This window comes from Niabella sp. CPT15-335-S11 (genome assembly GCF_058792415.1).
The window spans coordinates 648,346-668,073 of sequence record NZ_JBYTEI010000002.1; the positions used below are offsets into that span (position 1 = coordinate 648,346).

The 19,728-nt window shown below is 46.2% G+C and carries 13 protein-coding genes; 3 read left to right on the forward strand and 10 right to left on the reverse strand.

What is annotated here, in order from left to right; genetic code table 11:
* Positions 1-221 precede the first annotated feature (221 nt).
* From lysA to AC3WS5_RS09320, 7 genes are all read right to left on the reverse strand, one after another.
* Positions 222-1,430: a diaminopimelate decarboxylase gene (gene lysA, locus AC3WS5_RS09290; RefSeq protein WP_492467025.1), complete on the reverse strand. Its 1,209-nt coding sequence runs from the start codon at positions 1,428-1,430 to the stop codon at positions 222-224.
* A gap of 69 nt (positions 1,431-1,499) precedes the next feature.
* Positions 1,500-2,435 (reverse strand): SMC-Scp complex subunit ScpB, encoded by a 936-nt coding sequence (scpB, locus tag AC3WS5_RS09295; RefSeq protein WP_492467026.1) that lies wholly within the window; start codon positions 2,433-2,435, stop codon positions 1,500-1,502.
* A gap of 103 nt (positions 2,436-2,538) precedes the next feature.
* Positions 2,539-3,420 (reverse strand): ATP synthase F1 subunit gamma, encoded by an 882-nt coding sequence (gene atpG, locus AC3WS5_RS09300; protein ID WP_492467027.1) that lies wholly within the window; start codon positions 3,418-3,420, stop codon positions 2,539-2,541.
* A gap of 246 nt (positions 3,421-3,666) precedes the next feature.
* Complete coding sequence (locus tag AC3WS5_RS09305; protein ID WP_492467028.1) at positions 3,667-4,119, reverse strand: protein-disulfide reductase DsbD domain-containing protein; 453 nt, start codon at positions 4,117-4,119, stop codon at positions 3,667-3,669.
* Between the two features lie 107 nt (positions 4,120-4,226).
* On the reverse strand, positions 4,227-4,940 hold the full coding sequence (gene purQ / locus AC3WS5_RS09310) for a phosphoribosylformylglycinamidine synthase subunit PurQ (RefSeq protein ID WP_492467029.1): 714 nt from the start codon (positions 4,938-4,940) through the stop codon (positions 4,227-4,229).
* A gap of 120 nt (positions 4,941-5,060) precedes the next feature.
* Positions 5,061-6,050, reverse strand: a complete 990-nt coding sequence (locus AC3WS5_RS09315; protein ID WP_492467030.1) for a hypothetical protein — start codon at positions 6,048-6,050, stop codon at positions 5,061-5,063.
* Between the two features lie 171 nt (positions 6,051-6,221).
* The gene (locus AC3WS5_RS09320) at positions 6,222-7,814 is read right to left on the reverse strand and encodes a hypothetical protein (protein ID WP_492467031.1); all 1,593 of its coding nucleotides are present in this window, start codon (positions 7,812-7,814) and stop codon (positions 6,222-6,224) included.
* A gap of 195 nt (positions 7,815-8,009) precedes the next feature.
* Between AC3WS5_RS09320 and AC3WS5_RS09325 the strand changes: the two genes are divergently transcribed.
* Positions 8,010-9,974, forward strand: coding sequence for a KUP/HAK/KT family potassium transporter (locus AC3WS5_RS09325; RefSeq protein ID WP_492467032.1), 1,965 nt, complete (start codon positions 8,010-8,012; stop codon positions 9,972-9,974).
* 60 nt (positions 9,975-10,034) lie between these two features.
* Here AC3WS5_RS09325 and AC3WS5_RS09330 read toward each other — a convergent pair whose 3' ends face one another.
* The 3 genes from AC3WS5_RS09330 to AC3WS5_RS09340 form a co-directional block, all read right to left on the reverse strand.
* Positions 10,035-10,949 carry a S66 peptidase family protein gene (locus tag AC3WS5_RS09330; RefSeq protein WP_492467033.1) on the reverse strand — a complete coding sequence of 305 codons (915 nt, stop codon included), beginning with the start codon at positions 10,947-10,949 and terminating at the stop codon, positions 10,035-10,037.
* 100 nt (positions 10,950-11,049) lie between these two features.
* Complete coding sequence (locus AC3WS5_RS09335; protein WP_492467034.1) at positions 11,050-12,072, reverse strand: S66 peptidase family protein; 1,023 nt, start codon at positions 12,070-12,072, stop codon at positions 11,050-11,052.
* A 180-nt stretch (positions 12,073-12,252) separates the two neighbouring features.
* Positions 12,253-13,194 (reverse strand): DMT family transporter, encoded by a 942-nt coding sequence (locus tag AC3WS5_RS09340; RefSeq protein ID WP_492467035.1) that lies wholly within the window; start codon positions 13,192-13,194, stop codon positions 12,253-12,255.
* A gap of 392 nt (positions 13,195-13,586) precedes the next feature.
* Between AC3WS5_RS09340 and metG the strand changes: the two genes are divergently transcribed.
* Together metG and AC3WS5_RS09350 are read left to right on the forward strand one after the other, a co-directional pair.
* Positions 13,587-15,704, forward strand: coding sequence for a methionine--tRNA ligase (gene metG, locus AC3WS5_RS09345; RefSeq protein ID WP_492467036.1), 2,118 nt, complete (start codon positions 13,587-13,589; stop codon positions 15,702-15,704).
* A 127-nt stretch (positions 15,705-15,831) separates the two neighbouring features.
* Positions 15,832-19,725, forward strand: coding sequence for a hypothetical protein (locus AC3WS5_RS09350; RefSeq protein ID WP_492467037.1), 3,894 nt, complete (start codon positions 15,832-15,834; stop codon positions 19,723-19,725).
* Positions 19,726-19,728: the final 3 nt, after the last annotated feature.

Below are 19,728 nucleotides of genomic sequence, written 5' to 3' on the forward strand. Positions count from 1 at the left end.
TTTATAAAAATAAAAGTTCTTCGCCACACCGGCTCATCGGATTGGTAAAATGAATTAAAAAAAATATTGCCCTGCCCGGTATCTAAAGAGATACCTAATTGAAAATTTTCCGGTTAACTGAAAACGGCGGGCAACTATTGTAAAGTACGACCAGTTAAGATACATCAAAATATCCGGATAAAAAAATATACTTTATCAATCGCAGTCGAACTTCCCCGGAATCATTGGCTGAGGACCTGTCCCGTCAGCAGGTCATCGAAATTACTACGTTCCCGTATCAATCTGGAAACCCCTTTTTCAACCATCACTTCTGCGGGTTTGAACCTGGAATTATAGTTTGACGACATTTCGAAGCCGTAAGCACCAGCGTTATAAAACGCGAGGAGATCGCCTTCCCTGATCTCGGGTATAGGCCTGTTCCAGGCAAATGTATCTGTCTCACAGATATAACCGGTAACGGTGTATTCTTTTAAAGGTCCGCCCGGATTTGAAATATTATCGATGCGGTGATAAGCATCATAGAACATAGGGCGGATAAGATGGTTGAACCCACTGTCCACACCTGCAAAAGTAGCGGCAGGCGTTTCTTTTAGGACATTCACGGTAGTCACCAGGTAACCGCATTCGCTAACCAGAAACTTCCCGGGCTCAAACCAGATTTCCAGATGCCTCGTACCTTCCTGACTTTGAAAAGCCTTCAATACTTTTTTCGCCAGTTCTTCGACGTTAATGGATGGGTCGTCTTCTTTATAAGCGACTTTAAATCCACCCCCCAGATCAATTGATTTAAGGTGTGGGAAATGAGGTACCAGTTCAAAAAGAACGTCTATCCCTTTCAGAAAAACATCCGGATCCCTGATGTCACTGCCCGTGTGAATATGAAGGTTGTTGATGACCATTTGATAGGTGTCAATAATCACTTTTATTTTATCGATATCATCCACGGGTATCCCGAATTTACTTTTATCGTGACCAGTCGAAATTTTCAGGTTGCCGCCTGCCATAATATTGGGTCTGAGCCGGATACCGACCGGATAACTACCGCCGTACTTTTTCCCAAATTTTTCGAGGTTGGAGAGACTGTCAATATTAATGATAACTCCCAGCGAAGCTGCTTCTTCTATTTCACCAAATGATATGCCGTTACTGGTATACAATACCCTCGACGGTTCAACGCCGGCATAAAGCGCCAGCCTCACTTCGTTGACAGAGCTACAGTCGACATTGCAGCCCAGGAAATTAATATACTTTAAAATATTTATATTTGTCAGCGCCTTACAGGCGTAAAAAAACTTCACATTACCCGATTCAAATGCACGAGTCAGCCTGTTATACTGGATCTCAATCTTATCCGCATTATAAATATATACCGGCGTCCCGAATTTTCCGGCGATCTGCCTGAGTTGCTGATGGTTCAATTGATCTGACATAATATTGAAAGCCCTAAATTAAGGTCGATTTCTGTTGAATTTGGATGCGTTAGCATGGAAAATACCGGCTTATTCCTGGTTGCGATGTTCGTTCTCCCCATTTGCATCTTCCTCTTCCGTTCCTGACACCCATGCCGGTTGATCGGCTCCTTCGGGAGGCTCCTTCTCAATGGTGTCCTGCGCTGCACCTGCCTCCGGGTTTGGGTTGTCCTGCAATGGCCTATCCGCACCCTGTTCCTCTTCTGGTCCCTGATCATCGCTGGTATCCGTTTCTTTTCGGTGCTGCTCTGACTCCTGTGTTTGGAATTCACCCATATTCTCCTCAGCCTCAACGGCCTCCTCAACCTCACCTTTCATCTCAACCTCAGCCCTTCCCTCGACCTCAACATCAGCCTCAGTCTTCTCCTCAACTTCTTCCCCAACCTTTTCTTTAACCAGGGTTGGTGCCACCAGGTGTTCGGATAGAACTTCTTTTATCTTAGGAAGATCATCCGAAGAATTGATACCGAAATAGTCCATGAAAGATTTGGAGGTCGCGTAAACCAGCGGGTGCCCTGGCATTTTTTCATTCCGGCCACTGATAATAATCAGGTCCTTTTCGAGGAGTTTTTGTACGGCATAATCAGCGCTCACACCGCGAATGGCCTCAATTTCCCCCTTGGTCACCGGTTGCTTATAGGCAATAATGGCCAGGGTCTCCAAAGCTGCTGCTGACAGGCGCTTCATGAATTTTTCGCCATTTAGCTGAGCTACCGTCTTATGAAATTCTTTCTTGGTCAGGAACTGCCAGCCTCCGCCGCTCTGCACTACTTCAAACGGATAAAAGTCTGCATTATATTTTTCCACAATACCTTCCATCGCTGCTTCTACCTGGTCAAGGCTAACCTTATCCTCCATAAACCCGAATGCGTTGTTTAGGAGATCAGTAATTTCCAGGACCGGCAGAGGTTTGTCGCTGGCAAAGATCAGTGCTTCAATATGTGGTATTAACCCGGTAAGATCCATCTAAAAGTCTAAGTTTTTCCGTTACAATTTTATCCCGCCGGGACCCCGCATCAGGTAACCCGGTAAGCCGGTCGGCGGCAGATTTTTTCCGTTTGCCCGCTCATCAATTTTTAAGCGCCGCGGCGCCACCTACAATCTCATTTAGTTCGGTTGTGATAGCAGCCTGCCTGGCCCGGTTGTACGTTAATTTGAGGTTTCGGAGCATCTCGTTAGCATTTTCGCTGGCCTTATCCATGGAAGTCATACGGGCCCCGTGTTCCGAAGCGTGAGAATCCAGGACCGCCTTGAATAACTGCGTATTCAGAATTTTTGGAATCAATTCGCCAATCAGTTCATTTTTCTCGGGATCGAAAATATAATCGGCTCTGCGCTCTCCTTTCTTTTTCTCCATTTGCAGTATAGGCAGAAATCGTTCCACAGTAAAAAGTTGCGTGGCGGCGTTTTTAAACTGGCTGTACACGATCTCCACCACATCAAACTGCTTCTCTTCAAACATTTTCATCGCCAGTCCCGAAATCCGCTCAACCTGTTCGAATTTCAGGTCCAGAAAAAGATCCCTGAAACTACCATCCGTTTTATATCCCGCTTTAGTAAGGCTTTCGTATCCCTTTTTGCCGATATTCCAAATGGTCAGGTTGCCATTTTCAGCCTGCCTGCTATATTTCCCCGCGATCAGAGATTTGGTCAGTTTGACCAGGTTGACATTGAATGCTCCTGCCAGTCCTCTGTCGCTGGTAATGACGATCAGTAAGACTTTTTCAACGGGCCGCACTGTAGCCTGCGATATTTCAATTTCTCCCTCACTGGCGCTCACGATATTACTCAAAACTCCCTGAAGTTTCTGTGCATAGGGTCTCATCTGCAGAATAGCCTCCTGTGCCCGGCGGAATTTCGCAGCGCTTACCATCTTCATCGCCTTGGTAATCTGCTGCATACTCTGCACGGAACTGATCCTGTTGCGAACTTCTTTTAGCTGCCCTGACATGGTTTTATTGTTTTAACGGAATCACCCTGATTCAGGGCGCAAAAGTAAGTTCAATTTGGCAATTTTCCACCATACCTGTGATAAAATGAGACAGATGTGGAAAACAGAAACCTGCACACTCTCCGCAGCCTGCCCGTTTCCGGACGATCACCCGTTCAAATACTAGTCAAATATCACTAAACCCCGCCCCTTTCAAGTAAAAAAGCCTCTTTCCAGAGGCAATTCGTTCATTCTTAGGCACCTGATCTAGCCAACAGATACGGAAAACGGCATCTTTTTGGGCGGAAGGCATTTAGAATCATCGCAGAGCTGGTATTCTACTGTTCCGGTCAGGCTGGTTTTAGCATTCGCCTTGAGCGTTACTTTCTGAATAAAGTTCACCGACCTGGAATATTGATGGGCTGTAATACTCAAAGCCGGGTCTTTGTATTTTTCCATCTTCCCCGATTCCCGCACTTTGCCATCCAGGTTCATCAGGGGGTTTTTAGAAAAAGCAAATTTTGTTGGAATGGCAATCGCATCCTTGGGTTGGTTTTGTGAATAGATATGCCAGCCTGAGTTTAAATTGGCTGTCATCTGTACTTCATAAACTTTATCGGAAATTTTCTTGGCGCTGAAATTCCATTTAACAGGTTCAGATTGAGCCTTGGCCGCGCCAGCAATAAAGAAAATAGAAACAATCAGAAATAATCTGTTCATAATTACAATTTTATTGAATAAAGGGAATGACCTGAATCTCCTTCAGCCAGGTACGGCTGCAGGTGCCAGCCGGGTTACCCTATAAATACTAAGATACGACGAAAAACTTAATGCACAAGTTGCCGGGCCATTAGGAGGGACGTAAGGATCTTTTTACCATCTTCATTTCCCAGCACCGGACTTGATGCTCTTTCCGGGTGAGGCATCATGCCAAACACGTTTCTGCCGGCGTTACAAATCCCCGCGATGTTACGCTCCGACCCATTCGGGTTACTTTCTTTTGTAAGATTGCCAGAGGCATCACTGTACCGGAAAATCACCTGCCCGTTAGCTTCAAGCTCATCCAGTACCTGGCTATCTGCATAATACCGGCCCTCGCCATGAGCGATCGGTATTTTGTAGGCCTCCCGGAAATTCTCTGCATCGCCGGTTACCAGGTCTTTGTACCAGCCATCCGGCTTAACATAAATATTGTTGCAAATGTATTGTTGATTTTCGTTTCTCAGCAGCGCACCCGGGAGCAGCCCGCTCTCACAAAGGATCTGAAAACCATTACAAACACCGTAAACCAGCCCTCCGCGGTTTGCAAATGCAATTACCTCAGTCATGATCGGGCTAAACCTTGCAATAGCTCCGCAACGAAGGTAGTCTCCATAAGAAAAGCCGCCGGGCAGCACGATACAATCTTCAGTAGAAAACGAACTGATATCGGTGCTCTTGTGCCAGAGCATTTCGACTTCCTGACCCAGGTCATGGGACAACGCATCCTGCATATCCCTGTCGCAATTAGATCCCGGAAATACTACAACCCCAAATTTCATAGCTCATGTTTTAATACCACCCAGAAAACTGCAAAGATAATCATTCCTGACGGTTCGGTTTCAGACCAGCAGTTTTTTATCCTGGCTACCGCCGATTCGTATTGGCGCTCCCTGCTGGTTTCAGATCCCCGGGAAAAAAATCACGGCCACAACAATGAACACAACGGATAGCCAAAATGCCACCGGTGGATAAGCCCTGATTTCAGCATTTAAATATCCAAATCCGTGAAAAGAGGCAACTGGCAGCAATAGACAAACCCAATTCGAGTAATTTTCCGATGGGAAGAAGAACAACAACAGAATACCCATAATCACGTACCACCCAAACAGTATCCAGGCCTTCCTGACATGGATCAGCATTTTGCCCGACAAGCTCTGGGCATAATACATGCCGGTGAGCAGGGGCAGCAATAGCAGAAAAACCGTACCCGCAACCCTTAATGTTGCTTTCTGCAGGGGCATACCCAGGGTTAGCGGTCCCAAAATATGAAATTGGTCCAATTGGTCAGTGAGAAAAAAATAGGCAAACAAAAAATAAAACGGCGTGAGTATCCCAAGCACAGCCAGCAGCCATTCGTTTGGGCGGAATGGCCGCAGCACAGCCAGTGCAATCAGCAACCAAAAGAAAAAGACCAGACTCGGGAAGAACAGCAGGGCTGACAGCCCCAGCAGCACGCCGCTATTAAAGATCGGGGCCAATTGGGATTCCCGGCCATAAGTTTTGAAAACCTGAATAAATATCAGCATCAGTAATGCGGAGACTATCAGTTGCGACGACAACTGGTTGAATCCTGGCAACAACGAAGTGATCAGGAGATAGGATAATGCAGGCAGGTAATTGGCACGCGACATCAGGCGATTTTCGTTGACAAACCGATTCAGCATATTAGCCTGTAAAAAAATCAGGAATATTGCCAGTACAGCGTAAATGCCCGGGATGACATCACCCACAGGCCGGATCCAATCGATAAATTTCCTGAATAAAATGCCGTCGCCCGGACTAACAATGACCGGGGCGGCCTTGTATAGAAAGGGTATCTTCAATAATACCCCAACAAGCAATAACAGGCGTACGACCCCTGTTTTGTTTTTACTAAATTGTCCAATCACATTAACAGCAGTTATCTGGCAAATTTAGCACTATAGGCCCAATTACAGAAAAGCATCCTGGCGGCTGATGAAGAGTTACACGCAGGTATCTGAGACACTCCTGCGAAATCTGCGACACATTCGTTGCCTGGGCTGAGATTTGCACACAGCACCGGGAAGCATTACCCGGTACTAAAATTTTATCTTAGCAAAAGAAACTGATTTCTTTAAAAGGATAGGGATAACCGCTTCATTGGGGCTGATCTGCCTGGCGTACCGTGGCATGAAATCTGTGTTCTTATCCTTTGCGACGGTGACTTCATGATCCAGCATGATCCCGTTTCTCTTAACCTCCACATCTTCCAGTTTTGAGAATTTAGCGGCTTTGTTCATCAGGAAGTGCATGTTATCTCCCCTCTGCATGATCTGATAAGATATGGTTCCATCCGTGGAGCTCCCGCTCTGACGCTTAATAATGATATTATCCCATTCCTTATTGCCGTCCTTGTCAAAAGACAGCAACGCCACATTATCGGCATGATACCGGTCCTGTTCCCAACCATAGCCATACCAGGGATTTCCCCACCAGTAACTGCGGTAGAAGAAGGGACTGTAATAGTAATAAGGCGACCAATACCTGCCCCAGCCACCCCAGCCTCCCCAATAGCCACCATACCAGCCATAAGGACTGTAATACGGATAACCGTATCCCCAATAGCCCCATCTGTCCCACATATTTCCATAGTTGCTGGTATAAAGTACTTCCGCGCTCAGTGTATACCCGCCATCGCTGTGCAGGACGATATTATTGATAAAATAATCGTTGAAAGAATTTTTGGCGCCAGACAGGTTCATACGCGCTCTTTTTCTCAAATCTTCACTCAACGGGGAAGTTTTCTCGTATTCAATCCTGCCCGTCCGCTGATTGTAAGCAGCATTGTAAACGCCTGCAATATTGCCTCTCTTTTTTGCTGAATAAAATGAATTGAGAAGGTATCGCCGGTTCCTATCGTCAATGCGCAATTTAATATCATCCAGAAAAAGATTATTGATCTGTAAAGGAATCGATTTAAAATTATTGTTACCTGCAGATTTAATCATCAGTGAAGCGTGGGCAATATCACCACCGGAAAGACGATTATATTTAACAAAAACAAGATTGCCCTCCTGATCCAGACTGTAACCCGTCAGGTAGTCACCATTGGGATTCATAGGAAGGGACATCCGGTCCTCCTGCAAAAGATCCAGGTTATCATCATATAATTTCGTGGTAAACTGATAGAGAGCCCTGTTCTTCCGGTTAATTTTCATCAACATGATCCGGTTGCCATCTTCACTGGCAAAATGATTATAAATCTTGCCCTCTGCCTTGTAATTGATCCTTGTAGTATCCAGCAATACCGGGCTTTCCAGGATTCGACCGTTTGCTTCTACCCTTGCTGCTTCCAGCGAGACCACGTTACCGTCCTGGTACTGAAACAACATCCAGGAGTAGTTTGAACGAGGGTAAAAAGTGACATCCAGCAAGTCCTGCCCGGAAGGCAATACGCGAATCGGCACGTTCTCAAGTTCGCGCATATTCTCATGATAAACTGAAATCCAGTGACGCCCTTTAACTTCCTTGTAGATCAGAATATTGTTGGCCGACTTACCAATGATCTCAAAATTCATTCGTTGCAGGTCGTTCTTATTGGGCTCAGCGTAAATAATTGAAGACTGCCCGTAGCCGGTGTTCCATAGTGATAATAAAAATAAGCAGTAAAGGGCAATGAATATTTTTTTCATAGACCTGAGATTGAACAGTAAAGTTAACGAATCGCTTCGCAATTTCTATCGGGCGATGTTAAATAATGGATTAACCGGGTAAATATAACTTTTCTTTTATAATAACCCGATCTGGTGCAAAAAATAAAGTTTTTCAAAATTCCACTGTTTTGTATGAACTTTGCTGCTTATTTTCAAACAAATCGAAACCTTCTTGTGAAAACTTATACGAGTAAAGCGACGGCCGCGGGCCTGCTTATTGCGTTAGGTATTATATACGGGGATCTTGGTACTTCGCCACTGTACGTTTTAAACGCAGTGATGACCGGGCGGGTCGTTTCCAACGAATTAATTATCGGAGCGCTGTCCTGTATCATCTGGACACTAACCTTACAAACTACTTTGAAGTACGTCTGGCTGACCTTAAAAGCCGATAACAAGGGGGAAGGTGGCATATTCAGCTTATACACCCTGGTCAGACGAAGGAGAAAATGGCTGGTCATCGCAGCCATGATTGGAGGTTCTGCATTGTTGGCGGATGGTATGATCACGCCTCCCATCACGATCACTTCAGCCGTTGAAGGTCTCAGACAGGTACCTATTCTCAGTTTTTTAGGTGAAGAGCACCATATCAGTACCATTATGTACATTGTACTGGGCATCCTCGCGGTACTTTTTTTCGTTCAGCAATTTGGCACTCATTCCATCGGCAGTACGTTCGGGCCGATCATGGCTGTGTGGTTCGCCATGCTGGCTGTGCTGGGGCTTTTACACATTCATGAAGACTGGAGTATACTCAAAGCTCTGAATCCCTATTACGGCATGAAGCTGCTGATCCAATACCCGAAAGGATTCTGGATTCTGGGAGCTGTTTTCCTTTGTACTACCGGGGCCGAAGCATTGTATAGCGATCTTGGCCATTGCGGCCGCAAGAATATTGTAGTGAGCTGGGTCTTTGTGAAAACCGCCCTGATCCTGAATTACCTGGGACAGGGAGCTTACTTGTTGTCGCATTACATGGGCAAACCTTTTCCATCAAACAGCAACCCATTTTTCGAGATCATGCCATCGAGTTTCCTGATGGCGGGTATCGTCATTTCCACCATCGCCGCAATCATTGCCAGCCAGGCGCTGATCTCAGGTGCTTACACACTCATCGGCGAAGCAATCCGGCTGAATCTTTGGCCCAGGCTGAAAATTAATTACCCGACGGTCGAAAAAGGTCAGTCGTATATTCCGGGCGTGAACCTTATGTTATTCGTAGGCTGCGTCGGTATGGTGATATTTTTTAAGCAATCCAAGTACATGGAAGCCGCATACGGGCTCGCCATTACCCTGTGTATGATAGCAACCACCATCCTGTTTTCAAATTACCTGGTGATCAAAAGAGTGCGGCCGGTATTTGTGTACCTCTACCTCGTGGTCTACCTCACGATTGAATCAGCCTTCCTGATTGCCAACCTGGAAAAGTTCCCCCACGGCGGTTACGCCACGCTCGTGATCGGAGGATTACTGTTCGTGGTGATGTATGTCTGGTTCAGGGCACGGAAAATCAAGAATCGTTATGTGGAATTCGTGCGAATGGAACACTATATCCCAAAAATTCAGGAACTGAGCAACGACAGGTCTATTGCTAAATACGCAACACACCTGATTTACCTGACAAGCGCCGATAACCCCAAGGAAATTGAACACAAGATCATCTATTCCATCCTGAACCGTAAACCCAAAAGAGCCGATATCTACTGGTTCATTCACGTCGATACAGCCGATGCACCTTACACTTCAGAATACAAGGTAGAACATATTATTCCTAACGATATTATCAGAATAGATTTCAAGCTGGGATTCCGCATCCAGCCGCGTATCAACCTGATGTTCAAAAAAGTGGTGGAAGACCTGGTTTCAAATAATGAGGTAAATATTATCAGTCGCTATGAAAGCCTGGCAAGCAGCAATACCGTGGGTGATTTCCAGTTTATGGTTATGGAAAAATACCTGAGCCAGGATAATGAGCTGCCGATCATAGAGAAGATGGTGATGAAACTGCACTTTTGGATCAAACAGCTCAGTCTTTCTGAAGAAAGGGGCTTCGGACTCGACCAGGCCAATGTAACCGTAGAAAAATTCCCGCTGATCGTATCTCCGGTTACCAGTCTGCGACTAAACCGTGTTGAGTAAAAACGGCGCAACCAAGATTCAAAAATAAATATTCACTCGAAAGTGAATATTACGGCTTTACTACTCTTCCAGGATAACTTTTTTCCCCGTTACCTTTAATTTGTACCCCACGCCGATTTTTATAGCGAAGTTTTCTTTGTCGTGGCCCACCGGGAAATTATAACAAATGGGATATTTGTAGTCTTTCAGAATCTCGTGCAGTATTTCAGGAACCGTTGCTCCAAATGGTCTTTCCGTATCCTGCACATCTGAAAAATGACCCAGGATCAGTCCCTCCAGCCTGTCCAGTTTACCACTTCTTTTCAATTGATAAAACATACGATCGATATTATACTTCTGTTCCCCGATATCTTCCAGAAAAAGGATCCGCCCTTTTGTCTTCACTTCGGATGGCGTACCGAGCGTATGTACAAATAAAGCCAGGTTTCCACCTACTACCTCGGCGATCGCCTCCCCGTTCCTGTTGAATTCATGAGGAGCGCAGTCATACTTCGCCCATTTCCCTTCCAGCGCGTGTTTCAGCGATTGTACATATTTATTGATGTAACCGGCATCATTGAATGCAGCCGCCATTGGCGCATGCAGAGAAGATATATAATAATTGTTGTATAGATGATTATGAAAAACCGTTATATCACTGAAACCAATCACCCATTTCGGCTTTTTCCTGAACTTTCCAAACCTGATCCTGTCTATGATGCGGCCTACACCGTATCCTCCCCTCGCACAGAGTACGGCCTGTATCCCATCATCATCAAGCATTTCCTGAAATTCAGCCAGGCGCTCATCATCGGTACCTGAAAAATAAGTCTCTGAGCTGCTGCCTAAGGTCTTCCCCACCTTCACCTGGTAACCCCATTCCTCCTGCAACACCCGGATACATTCCGCCGCTTTATCAAAAGACATATAGCCGGCGGGACAAGTGATCCCGATGGTATCACCCGGCTTCAGGTAAGGAGGAGTTTTGATGATCATGATATCAGATTTAGTTTACACGAAGTTAATGCCGGTCCGGCAACCGGGCCTCTCCCATTTACAAATTCAGGCGGACTCACCTTTTAAAAATCTTCTATATTTACAACTCTTCAAGAATGGCTCCCTGTCCGTTGACACTTAACCGATGCACCACCCCGCATTTCAGGGCATAATTGTCGATCTGGTGGCCGACCGGAAAATCAAAACACACCGGGTAAGTATAATTTTTCACTTTTTCATTGACAATTTCGTAGACCTGCCTGCCAAAGTACTCGTCCGGCGCATCCTGCTTTATTTTCATTCCCCCTACGATCAATCCCGCGAGACCGGATAACTTGCCCGAACGTTTCAGGTTCCAGAACATCCGGTCGATGCTATACAGGTATTCACCGGTATCTTCCACGAACAGGATCCTGCCTGCGGTGTGTATGTCTGATGCTGATCCCGCAAGACTTTCCAGGGTCTTTAGATTACCACCGACCAAAGCCCCCGAGCCTGTACCAGCCCGGTTGTAAGTGACCACCGGCGCCTTACGGGTCATTTTTTCACCGGTAAGTGCTTTGCGGATGGATTCGATGGTGTCTTTTTGCACGGGGTCGGCAGTCTCCCAACGGTCCGGAAAGCTGTTACACATTTTCGAATGGATAGAAGCGCAGCCGAGAACGCGGGACAAATGAGCGTGCAGGACAGTAATATCACTGAATCCAATGATCCATTTAGGCTTTTTTTTGAAACTGTCCCAGTTCAGCCCATCCACAATCCTGACCGAACCATAACCTCCCCGCGCGCACATGATCGCTTTGATCTGCGGATCGTCCAGCATCATCTGAAAATCCTGCAGTCGCTCCGAATCAGTGCCTCCGAATGTGAAATCTTTTTTCCCAATAGTATATCCCACCCGGATCCTGAAACCCCATTGCTGCATCAGCGTGGCCGCCGGTATGATTTCCTCACGCAAAATGTACCCGGCGGGAGCAGTTATGCCGATCATATCACCCGTCTTCAGGTAGGGTGGTATAATGGAACCGGGTTCTGTCTCTTCTCCGGCTGCCATACCCCAAAATGGCCTGAGTAAACCAGCCGAAAAAACACCCGCCGCTGCTATAAATTTCTTACGATCCATGTGCTGAATTAATTGCTTTTGCCAATGACCTCCTTCTGCCCGGTAAGTTTCTATTCTTCAATTTCCCGTTCCGATAATCAAACCAATGCCGGGTCGGTGGAAATTCAGTCAGTGAAAACCGGTTCAGGTTGCCCAAGATAAAAATCTATCGCGTTTTAAACGCTAATTTCATTAAAATATTCAGTTTTTCAACTGATTTTCAGGTGACAGCTTTCTGCCGGGCAGGGTGACCCTGATAATTGCATACACCATAATGACCGCGCTGATCCATTGTATAGAAGATAGCACCCGGTGGTTGACAAGGTAATCGAAAATGACCGCAGAAATAGGATAGAGCAACTCGAGCAGGGAGGAAATCATCGCAGGCACACGCCCGAGACCATAGTAATAGAGGAAGATGGCTCCGGACCCTGTGGTAAAAATGATGATCGTAATGATCAGCCAGTTGTTAGAAGTGATGAGGCCAAAGGAAAAAAAAGTACCCGTGATGAGTGTAATGATCAGCATCATAAAAGTGGTCATGCCATACCGGAAAAAAGTTGCGGCGTGAAATGGTAATTGTTTGGCAATACCCCGACTGAACACCGTGGATCCGCCAAAGGCAACCGCAGCCAAAATGGAAAAGACGGCTGCCAGACCCGTATTACTTCCCGTGTCCAGGTTGGGTTTGTTCCAGCCAAACGTAAGAAAATAACCCGCCACAATAGCCAGAATCGCCCATGGCAGGAAACCTTTTTTCACTTTTTCTTTGAGGATGACCGCAGCCAGGGAGATGGTAAACACCGGTTGCAGCTTCTGCAACAGCACCACAATTGAGAGACTTTGAAAATTAACCAGGAACAGGGCTTTCACAATGGCCAGAGTGCCGAGGACTCCACCAAGGAGAGAAGACATAAACATAAAAAACAGGTCGCGCCTGCTCAGGGTCCGCAGGAGTCTATAATCTCTAGAAAAAACAAAATTCATCAACACAAAAGGAAACAAATGCAAAACAAAAACCACGAACGGCACCGGTAAGTTAAATAAGCGGGGAGTCAGCACTACGCCATCCAAACCCCAAAGTATGGCAGCAATGCTGATGGCCAGGGTTCCGGAAATGAGCAGGGACTTGTTTTCAGTCATGTCCACAAAAATATAGCTTGTTTGTGTTTCTCCGGGGAAAATTGATTGGTTCCGATATGCCCAAAACTTTGACTACTTACCATCTAATCGGAAAAAATCATTACTTTTTCGAAATCAGATTCCTAGATAGTCACATTAAATATGCACAAATCAAAACTTTTTCGGAATTCCAATCCCAAATGGCATCATCGTATATGCAGGAAATGAAACTTACAACTTTAGTGATGGCAGGAAGATCATAACGCCAAAGCAATTGTTCGACCAGTTTTCACATTCAGCATGACTGAGGCTGCTGCCACTGGCTACATGATCCCCGCGGCAACCAAGTCTTTCACGTACTGCTTTGAGCGGTTCCTCCGAATTGGCTAACTTTGCACCTCTCAAATTTAATTATGAAGGACTTTAAAAGAACTCTAATTACAGCAGCACTACCTTACGCGAATGGTCCGCTTCATATCGGCCACCTGGCCGGTTGCTATATACCCGCAGATATTTTCGCCCGTTTCCTGCGGGCAAAGAAGCAGGACGTTAAATTTGTGGGGGGTAGCGATGAACACGGTGTGCCGATTACCATCAGGGCCATGAAAGAGGGCGTGTCTCCCCAGCAAATTGTAGATAAATACCACACACTAATCAAGGATACATTCCGGAAAATAGGCATCTCGTTTGATATCTATTCCCGCACTTCGAATAAGATACACCACGAAACGGCAGCTGGTTTTTTTAAAGAAATGTACGACAAGGGTCTCTTTGAAGAAAAGGTGACTGAGCAGTACTACGATGAAAAAACACGGACTTTCCTGGCCGACCGCTATATCACCGGGGAGTGCCCGTTTTGTCATAACCCAAATGCATTCGGCGATCAGTGCGAACGCTGCGGGAGCTCCCTGTCACCCGAACAACTTATCAACCCCAGAAGCACGCTGAGTGATGCCATTCCGATAAAGAAAAAAACTAAACACTGGTATTTCCCCCTTCAAAACTATGAGCCCTGGCTGAAGCAATGGATTCTGGAAGATCACAGGAACTGGAAGAATAATGTTTATGGCCAATGTAAAAGCTGGCTCGACAATGGCCTTCAACCCAGGGCCATGACACGCGACAGCAACTGGGGCGTAAAAGTTCCCCTGCCGGATGCTGAAGGAAAAGTCCTGTATGTATGGTTTGACGCTCCCATTGGCTATATTTCAGCAACCAAAGAACTGACCGAAAACTGGGCTGATTACTGGTGCCGGGAAGACACCAGGCTGATCCATTTTATTGGAAAGGATAATATTGTATTCCATTGTATCATATTCCCGGCGATGTTGAAAGCACACGGCGGGTTTGTCTTGCCGGACAACGTGCCCGCCAACGAATTTTTGAATATTGAAGGCGAAAAGGTATCCACCAGCCGTAACTGGGCAGTGTGGGTACACGAATATTTGAAGGATTTCGAAGGCTGCGAAGATGTGATGCGTTACGTGCTTTGCGCCAACGCTCCCGAGACCAAAGACAATGATTTCACCTGGAAGGATTTCCAGGAGCGGAACAACAGCGAACTCGTATCTATTTTTGGAAATTTTGTGAACCGCACCTGGGTGCTGATGCATAAGCTCTGTGGCGGGAAAGTTCCGCAACTGCATACCGACTTGCTGGACCAGACAGATCATTCAATCATCGAAGAAATCCGGCTGGCCGCAGAAAAAACAGGCGCCGCACTCGAGAATTTCCGCTTTAGAGACGCACTTTACGAAGTGATGGATCTGGCCAGAAAGGGTAATAAGTACATGCAGGAAAAAGAACCCTGGATCCTCGCACGCAACTTGGAATCTAATCCCGAAAATCAGAAAATAATTGACAACTGCCTGCACCTGTGCCTGCAACTCACGGCCAACCTCGCCATTCTCGCTAACCCCTTCATCCCTGGCACTTCGCGTAAAATGCTGCACATGATGAAAGTGGTGGAACGGATGCTTGAATGGGAAAATGCGGGTAAGATTCACCTCCTGCGCGTTGGCTATACCATGCGTGCTCCGGAATTGCTGTTCCGGAAAATTGAAGACAGTGAAATTGAAGCACAGTTGGAGAAACTAAGAAAAGGCAGCGAAACCGCTACCAGCCAACACATCAACGCCCCTGCTGAGCCGACCGCTGCAGAGCAGGAAAACAAAACCATAACAGCAGCTTCCGAACCGCTGAAGGACCAGATCACTTATGATGATTTTGCAAAGCTTGATCTTCGTACAGGTGTCATCCTGGAAGCTTCTAAAGTTGAAAAAGCTGATAAATTACTGAAACTCCTGATCGACATCGGATTTGAAAAAAGGACCATCGTCTCCGGGATTTCCCAGCACTTTGAACCTGAAGACATCATCGGGAGAAAAGTGGTGGTGGTAGCAAACCTTGCACCCCGGAAGATGAGGGGCATCGAAAGCAACGGAATGATCCTCATGGCCGAAGACAGTCAGGAAAGGCTCCTGTTTATCCAGACGGATGGCGAGACCGAAAACGGCTCCACAGTCAGATGATACTTTAACTATACCCAAATCGCAAAGGCCGGAATCCAGTGAGTTCGGCCTTTTTTGATATCTTTAATGATAAATTCAACCGGTTAAGGTACCGGCATAAAGAACCGGTTGATCAACGACCCATTCCTTGGAAAAGAAAATTCTAACAAAAAGACTTCAGCAAACAACAAGCTGGCTGAAACAGCGGCGGTACCGCAGGGCGCTGATCATTTCCGGCGTGTCGATCGCTGTCTTGTTAGGTTTGAATTTCTGGCTGATTGAACATACAGAGGAAGCATTTGAAAAACTAGTCAGCATACAATCCCAGGGCAAGGTAAAACTAACGGTCAAAAAACTCAAATTCAACTGGTTCAAAAACCGGATAGAATTAAACCGTGCAGTTTTTACATCCGCGGATCAAATGCACGATGCAAACACCATTTATGAACTCCGGTCAGAAAAAATCTCAATTGAACCCAGAAATTTCTTCCCCTTTCTTTTTGGTAACCAGTTTTTGATTGATTCTATTCACCTCCAGACTCCGGCTGTCCTGTTTACTCGCATTAGAAAGAAGTCGAAACCGGAATCCGGCAACCCGAAAACTGACAGCACAGGAGTCAGTTCTGAACCTGAATTTTCAGTAGCCAGGGAAATGGGGCGCATGTCTAAATCGATCATTGATGCGATCTCCGTGCTTAAAATTGACCGGCTTGTCGTTAACAACGGAAGTTTTGCGCTGGTGGATTATACCCGGCCACATGAAACGCCATTCAGGGTCAGTAGGATCAACATTAAGCTGGACAACCTGCAGGTAGACAGTCTGTCCGCCCGAAGATCCAGGAAAAAGATTCCTTTTGCCGATAATATTGCCGTTCAGACCTCAGACCAGCAGATTACATTTCCGGGAGGCCGGCATTTTCTCAGTTTCAAGAATTTTACAGTCAACCTACTGAAAAAACGCGTGGAATTTGACAGTTGCATGCTCCAAAGTGTCAAAGGCGACAGCTCAAAAACAGCGTTTAGGATCTTTTTCGATAAGCTTCGTTTTACCGATATTGATTTTAATACCCTCTACCAGTCAGAGATGATCAACGCGGATTCGGTTTATTGCACCAATCCAAAAATCCACTTTGATATTGATGCTGACCGCGAATCGGAAACGGGAAATAAGACCGGAACACAACGCATTGACAATTTGATCCAGCAAATGATGGGAGATATCATGCTGAAGAATGTGGTAGTCCATAACGCAGATGTACAAATCACAACGCTCAGAAAAGGCAGGCAGAACCGCTTTTCGGCGGATCACACCAATTTCGAGCTGCAAAACCTGGTTGTGCGCCAGCACCACGAGCGCCCGGTTAGTATTGAGAAGTTCTACATGACCCTGCATAATTATGAGACCACCCTGCAGAACGGAAAATATATGCTGGCGTTTGACAGTATCCATTTTCTGGATAATGCACTAAATCTTAGCAATTTTACTTTTGGAAAATTCAATGGCCGGACGCCGGTCGCCTCACTGAAAATGAAGGGGTTTCAGGTCAGGGGCTTATCCTGGGAGGGATTGTTGTATGACAACGTGTTCCAGGCGCGGGAAGCCCTATTCCGGCAACCTGTTATCCATTACAATCTGGAGAAAAGCAGTTCGGGCAGGTACAAAAGTATTTTTTGGTATCTGGGCGAGCTGGGGAGCGTCATGGATATCGACAAGCTGACCATCAGAGAGGGAGACATCAGCCTGGATCTGGGAAACGGCGCTCTTCTCCGGTTGGAAAACGCAGACATGAGCATACTGCCATACCGGCTGATGACATCCAGAAAAATCCAGAATATCCGCAATTCCTTTACGGAATTGAAATTTGGCAGTGGAACTTACTCCAAAGAATCCACCCTGCTCCAACTCCGGGATGTGAAAATGGATAATACAAAAAAAGGCATCCTGGCGCGCGGTTTGTCCCTCCATGGTGCGGATCTTAATGCCGAAGCAGGAGAAATAAGAATTAATGATATAATGCTGGACAGTATCGACCATGCCCTGATCATGGAGGGGCTGAGTTGGGACAAAGCCGTATTTAGCTTTGATTTCCTGCCGGCCGGAAAGTTGAAAAAGGGCTCGGGCAAAAAAGATCTCTTTCTAACCAACATCAGCGGCAGGAATACGTCCTTTATCTTTCGCCCCGGCAACAAGACGATTACCGGCGACATCGACAATATTACCGTAGACCAGATCGCCTGGAGCCCCAATATCAGACCCGAATTCAATAATCTTCAGTTTCAGGGTAAAAATTTTGTAATGGCAGATACGCTTCAGGCTCTTTCGCTATCCAATCTGACACTTTCCGATAAAAACCCAAGTGTATTAAAAGGGATCGAATACAGGAGATTTTCCCATAAGGATTCTATGGAAATCAGAATACCGGCAGTCTCTTTCACGCCGGACGTCAACCTATATATCCGAAAGGGTCTTTATTTTGAAAACATGTTGATTTCGGATCCTGAGATTACTGCCGTCTTTGGCTTCGAAAATGACCACACAAGAAAACCATCAAAACTATTTTCAAGTATCCATCTCGAAGACGCCCTGCTGGAGCGGCCTGTGATCCGGCTCACCTTGCTTAAACCAAACTTGCCGCCCGATCTTCTTTTCTGGGACGGCGGGAAAGGGAATGGCTTTGTCAGGGTTAAAGGGCTATTGATTTCTCCTGATACCACCATCAGGGTAAGGCAGATGAACATGCATATGTCTGATTTGGATTATTTCCACAGCCGGGGGCTGCCTTCCGCGACAAGGAATAACGAACTAAACCTGGAGCTTCAGGACCTGATGATCCGCCTGGATGAGAATAACCAGCTCAAATGGCGCACCACAGCCAATCTTTTTTCACCGGGAATAATTGGCCTTGGCACACCCGGAAATCCCGGCAGAGTACTACGGTTGGAAAATGGCGAGGTAAGGAATATTCGGCTCAACTCCGGGAATATCCATAATTTACGTGCAATCATTTACGAAAGTCCGCAGCTTTGGATCAGCCGCCTGAACGGCAACCTAAACTCAAAGCGAGATAATATAAATTGGTACGGTCTTAATTTCCGGAATGGAGACCTCCGTATGGACTCTTTCCATTTGACCCCGATTCAAAGCCTGAAAGATTACCAGCGTTCCAAAGCTTTTGATGAAGACTACCTGGAGATCAAAACAGGTGAGGTCCGGGGAAATCCTGTGCAACTAAAAGAAGGTGCCGGAGGCAGCACTCTACAAATCGACAAGCTGGCAATCGACAGCCTGCACCTTTTCAGTTTCAAAGACAAGACACAAACTGCCAACCCTAAAATTAAATCCCTGCCTACAGAACTGGTGGGACGTATTCCGCAAAGACTTTGGATCGATAGCCTTCAGATCAATAATGGAACGGCGGAATACCAGGAACTGGATCAGAAATACGATGGACCCCTGGTAATACCTGTATCAGGAATTAATGGGCTGTTAACGGGCCTGAAAAATTGCGATCTTCAACCGGGCGATAGCCTCCGGATCCTTGCCAGCGGCGATGTATTGAATCAGCTTCCCGTCGTATTATGGGTGAAGGAATCCTATACCGACTCACTACGGGGATTCCTGATGGATCTTCAGGCGGGGCCGACTGAACCTGCGGCTTTTAACCTGGTCATCAGACCACTCACAGGCGTGGAGATACACAACGGACGCCTGGAAAAACTGGACCTGAAGGCCGCCGGTAATAATAATTTTTCGAAAGGTGTTATGAATTTATATTACGACGGACTAAAGATCCGGTTGCTGGACAAAGAGAATCTGCTCTATCGCGGGTTCAAAAATAAACTGGCAACCCTGATCGCAAATACTTTTATTATCCGCAGGAATTCTGACGGAAGAGAATCACCTGTTTATTTTGAACGACAAAAAGAAAGATCAGCTATCCATTTCCTGTACAAAACGGCGCTCAGCGGTATCAAACCCGGTATCATGCGTGTGCGAGGAAAAAGCGAGCAAATGAAAAAAGCCGAAAAAACGTCTAATTAATAT

What these genes read in the sequence shown, in the direction of transcription:
- AC3WS5_RS09320 (WP_492467031.1), bottom strand. Translation starts at nt 7,814, where the DNA reads ATGAAAAAAATATTCATTGCCCTTTACTGCTTATTTTTATTATCACTA.
- scpB (WP_492467026.1), bottom strand. Translation starts at nt 2,435, where the DNA reads ATGGATCTTACCGGGTTAATACCACATATTGAAGCACTGATCTTTGCC.
- AC3WS5_RS09305 (WP_492467028.1), bottom strand. Translation starts at nt 4,119, where the DNA reads ATGAACAGATTATTTCTGATTGTTTCTATTTTCTTTATTGCTGGCGCG.
- AC3WS5_RS09340 (WP_492467035.1), bottom strand. Translation starts at nt 13,194, where the DNA reads ATGACTGAAAACAAGTCCCTGCTCATTTCCGGAACCCTGGCCATCAGC.
- AC3WS5_RS09335 (WP_492467034.1), bottom strand. Translation starts at nt 12,072, where the DNA reads ATGGATCGTAAGAAATTTATAGCAGCGGCGGGTGTTTTTTCGGCTGGT.
- AC3WS5_RS09330 (WP_492467033.1), bottom strand. Translation starts at nt 10,949, where the DNA reads ATGATCATCAAAACTCCTCCTTACCTGAAGCCGGGTGATACCATCGGG.
- atpG (WP_492467027.1), bottom strand. Translation starts at nt 3,420, where the DNA reads ATGTCAGGGCAGCTAAAAGAAGTTCGCAACAGGATCAGTTCCGTGCAG.
- purQ (WP_492467029.1), bottom strand. Translation starts at nt 4,940, where the DNA reads ATGAAATTTGGGGTTGTAGTATTTCCGGGATCTAATTGCGACAGGGAT.
- metG (WP_492467036.1), top strand. Translation starts at nt 13,587, where the DNA reads ATGAAGGACTTTAAAAGAACTCTAATTACAGCAGCACTACCTTACGCG.
- lysA (WP_492467025.1), bottom strand. Translation starts at nt 1,430, where the DNA reads ATGTCAGATCAATTGAACCATCAGCAACTCAGGCAGATCGCCGGAAAA.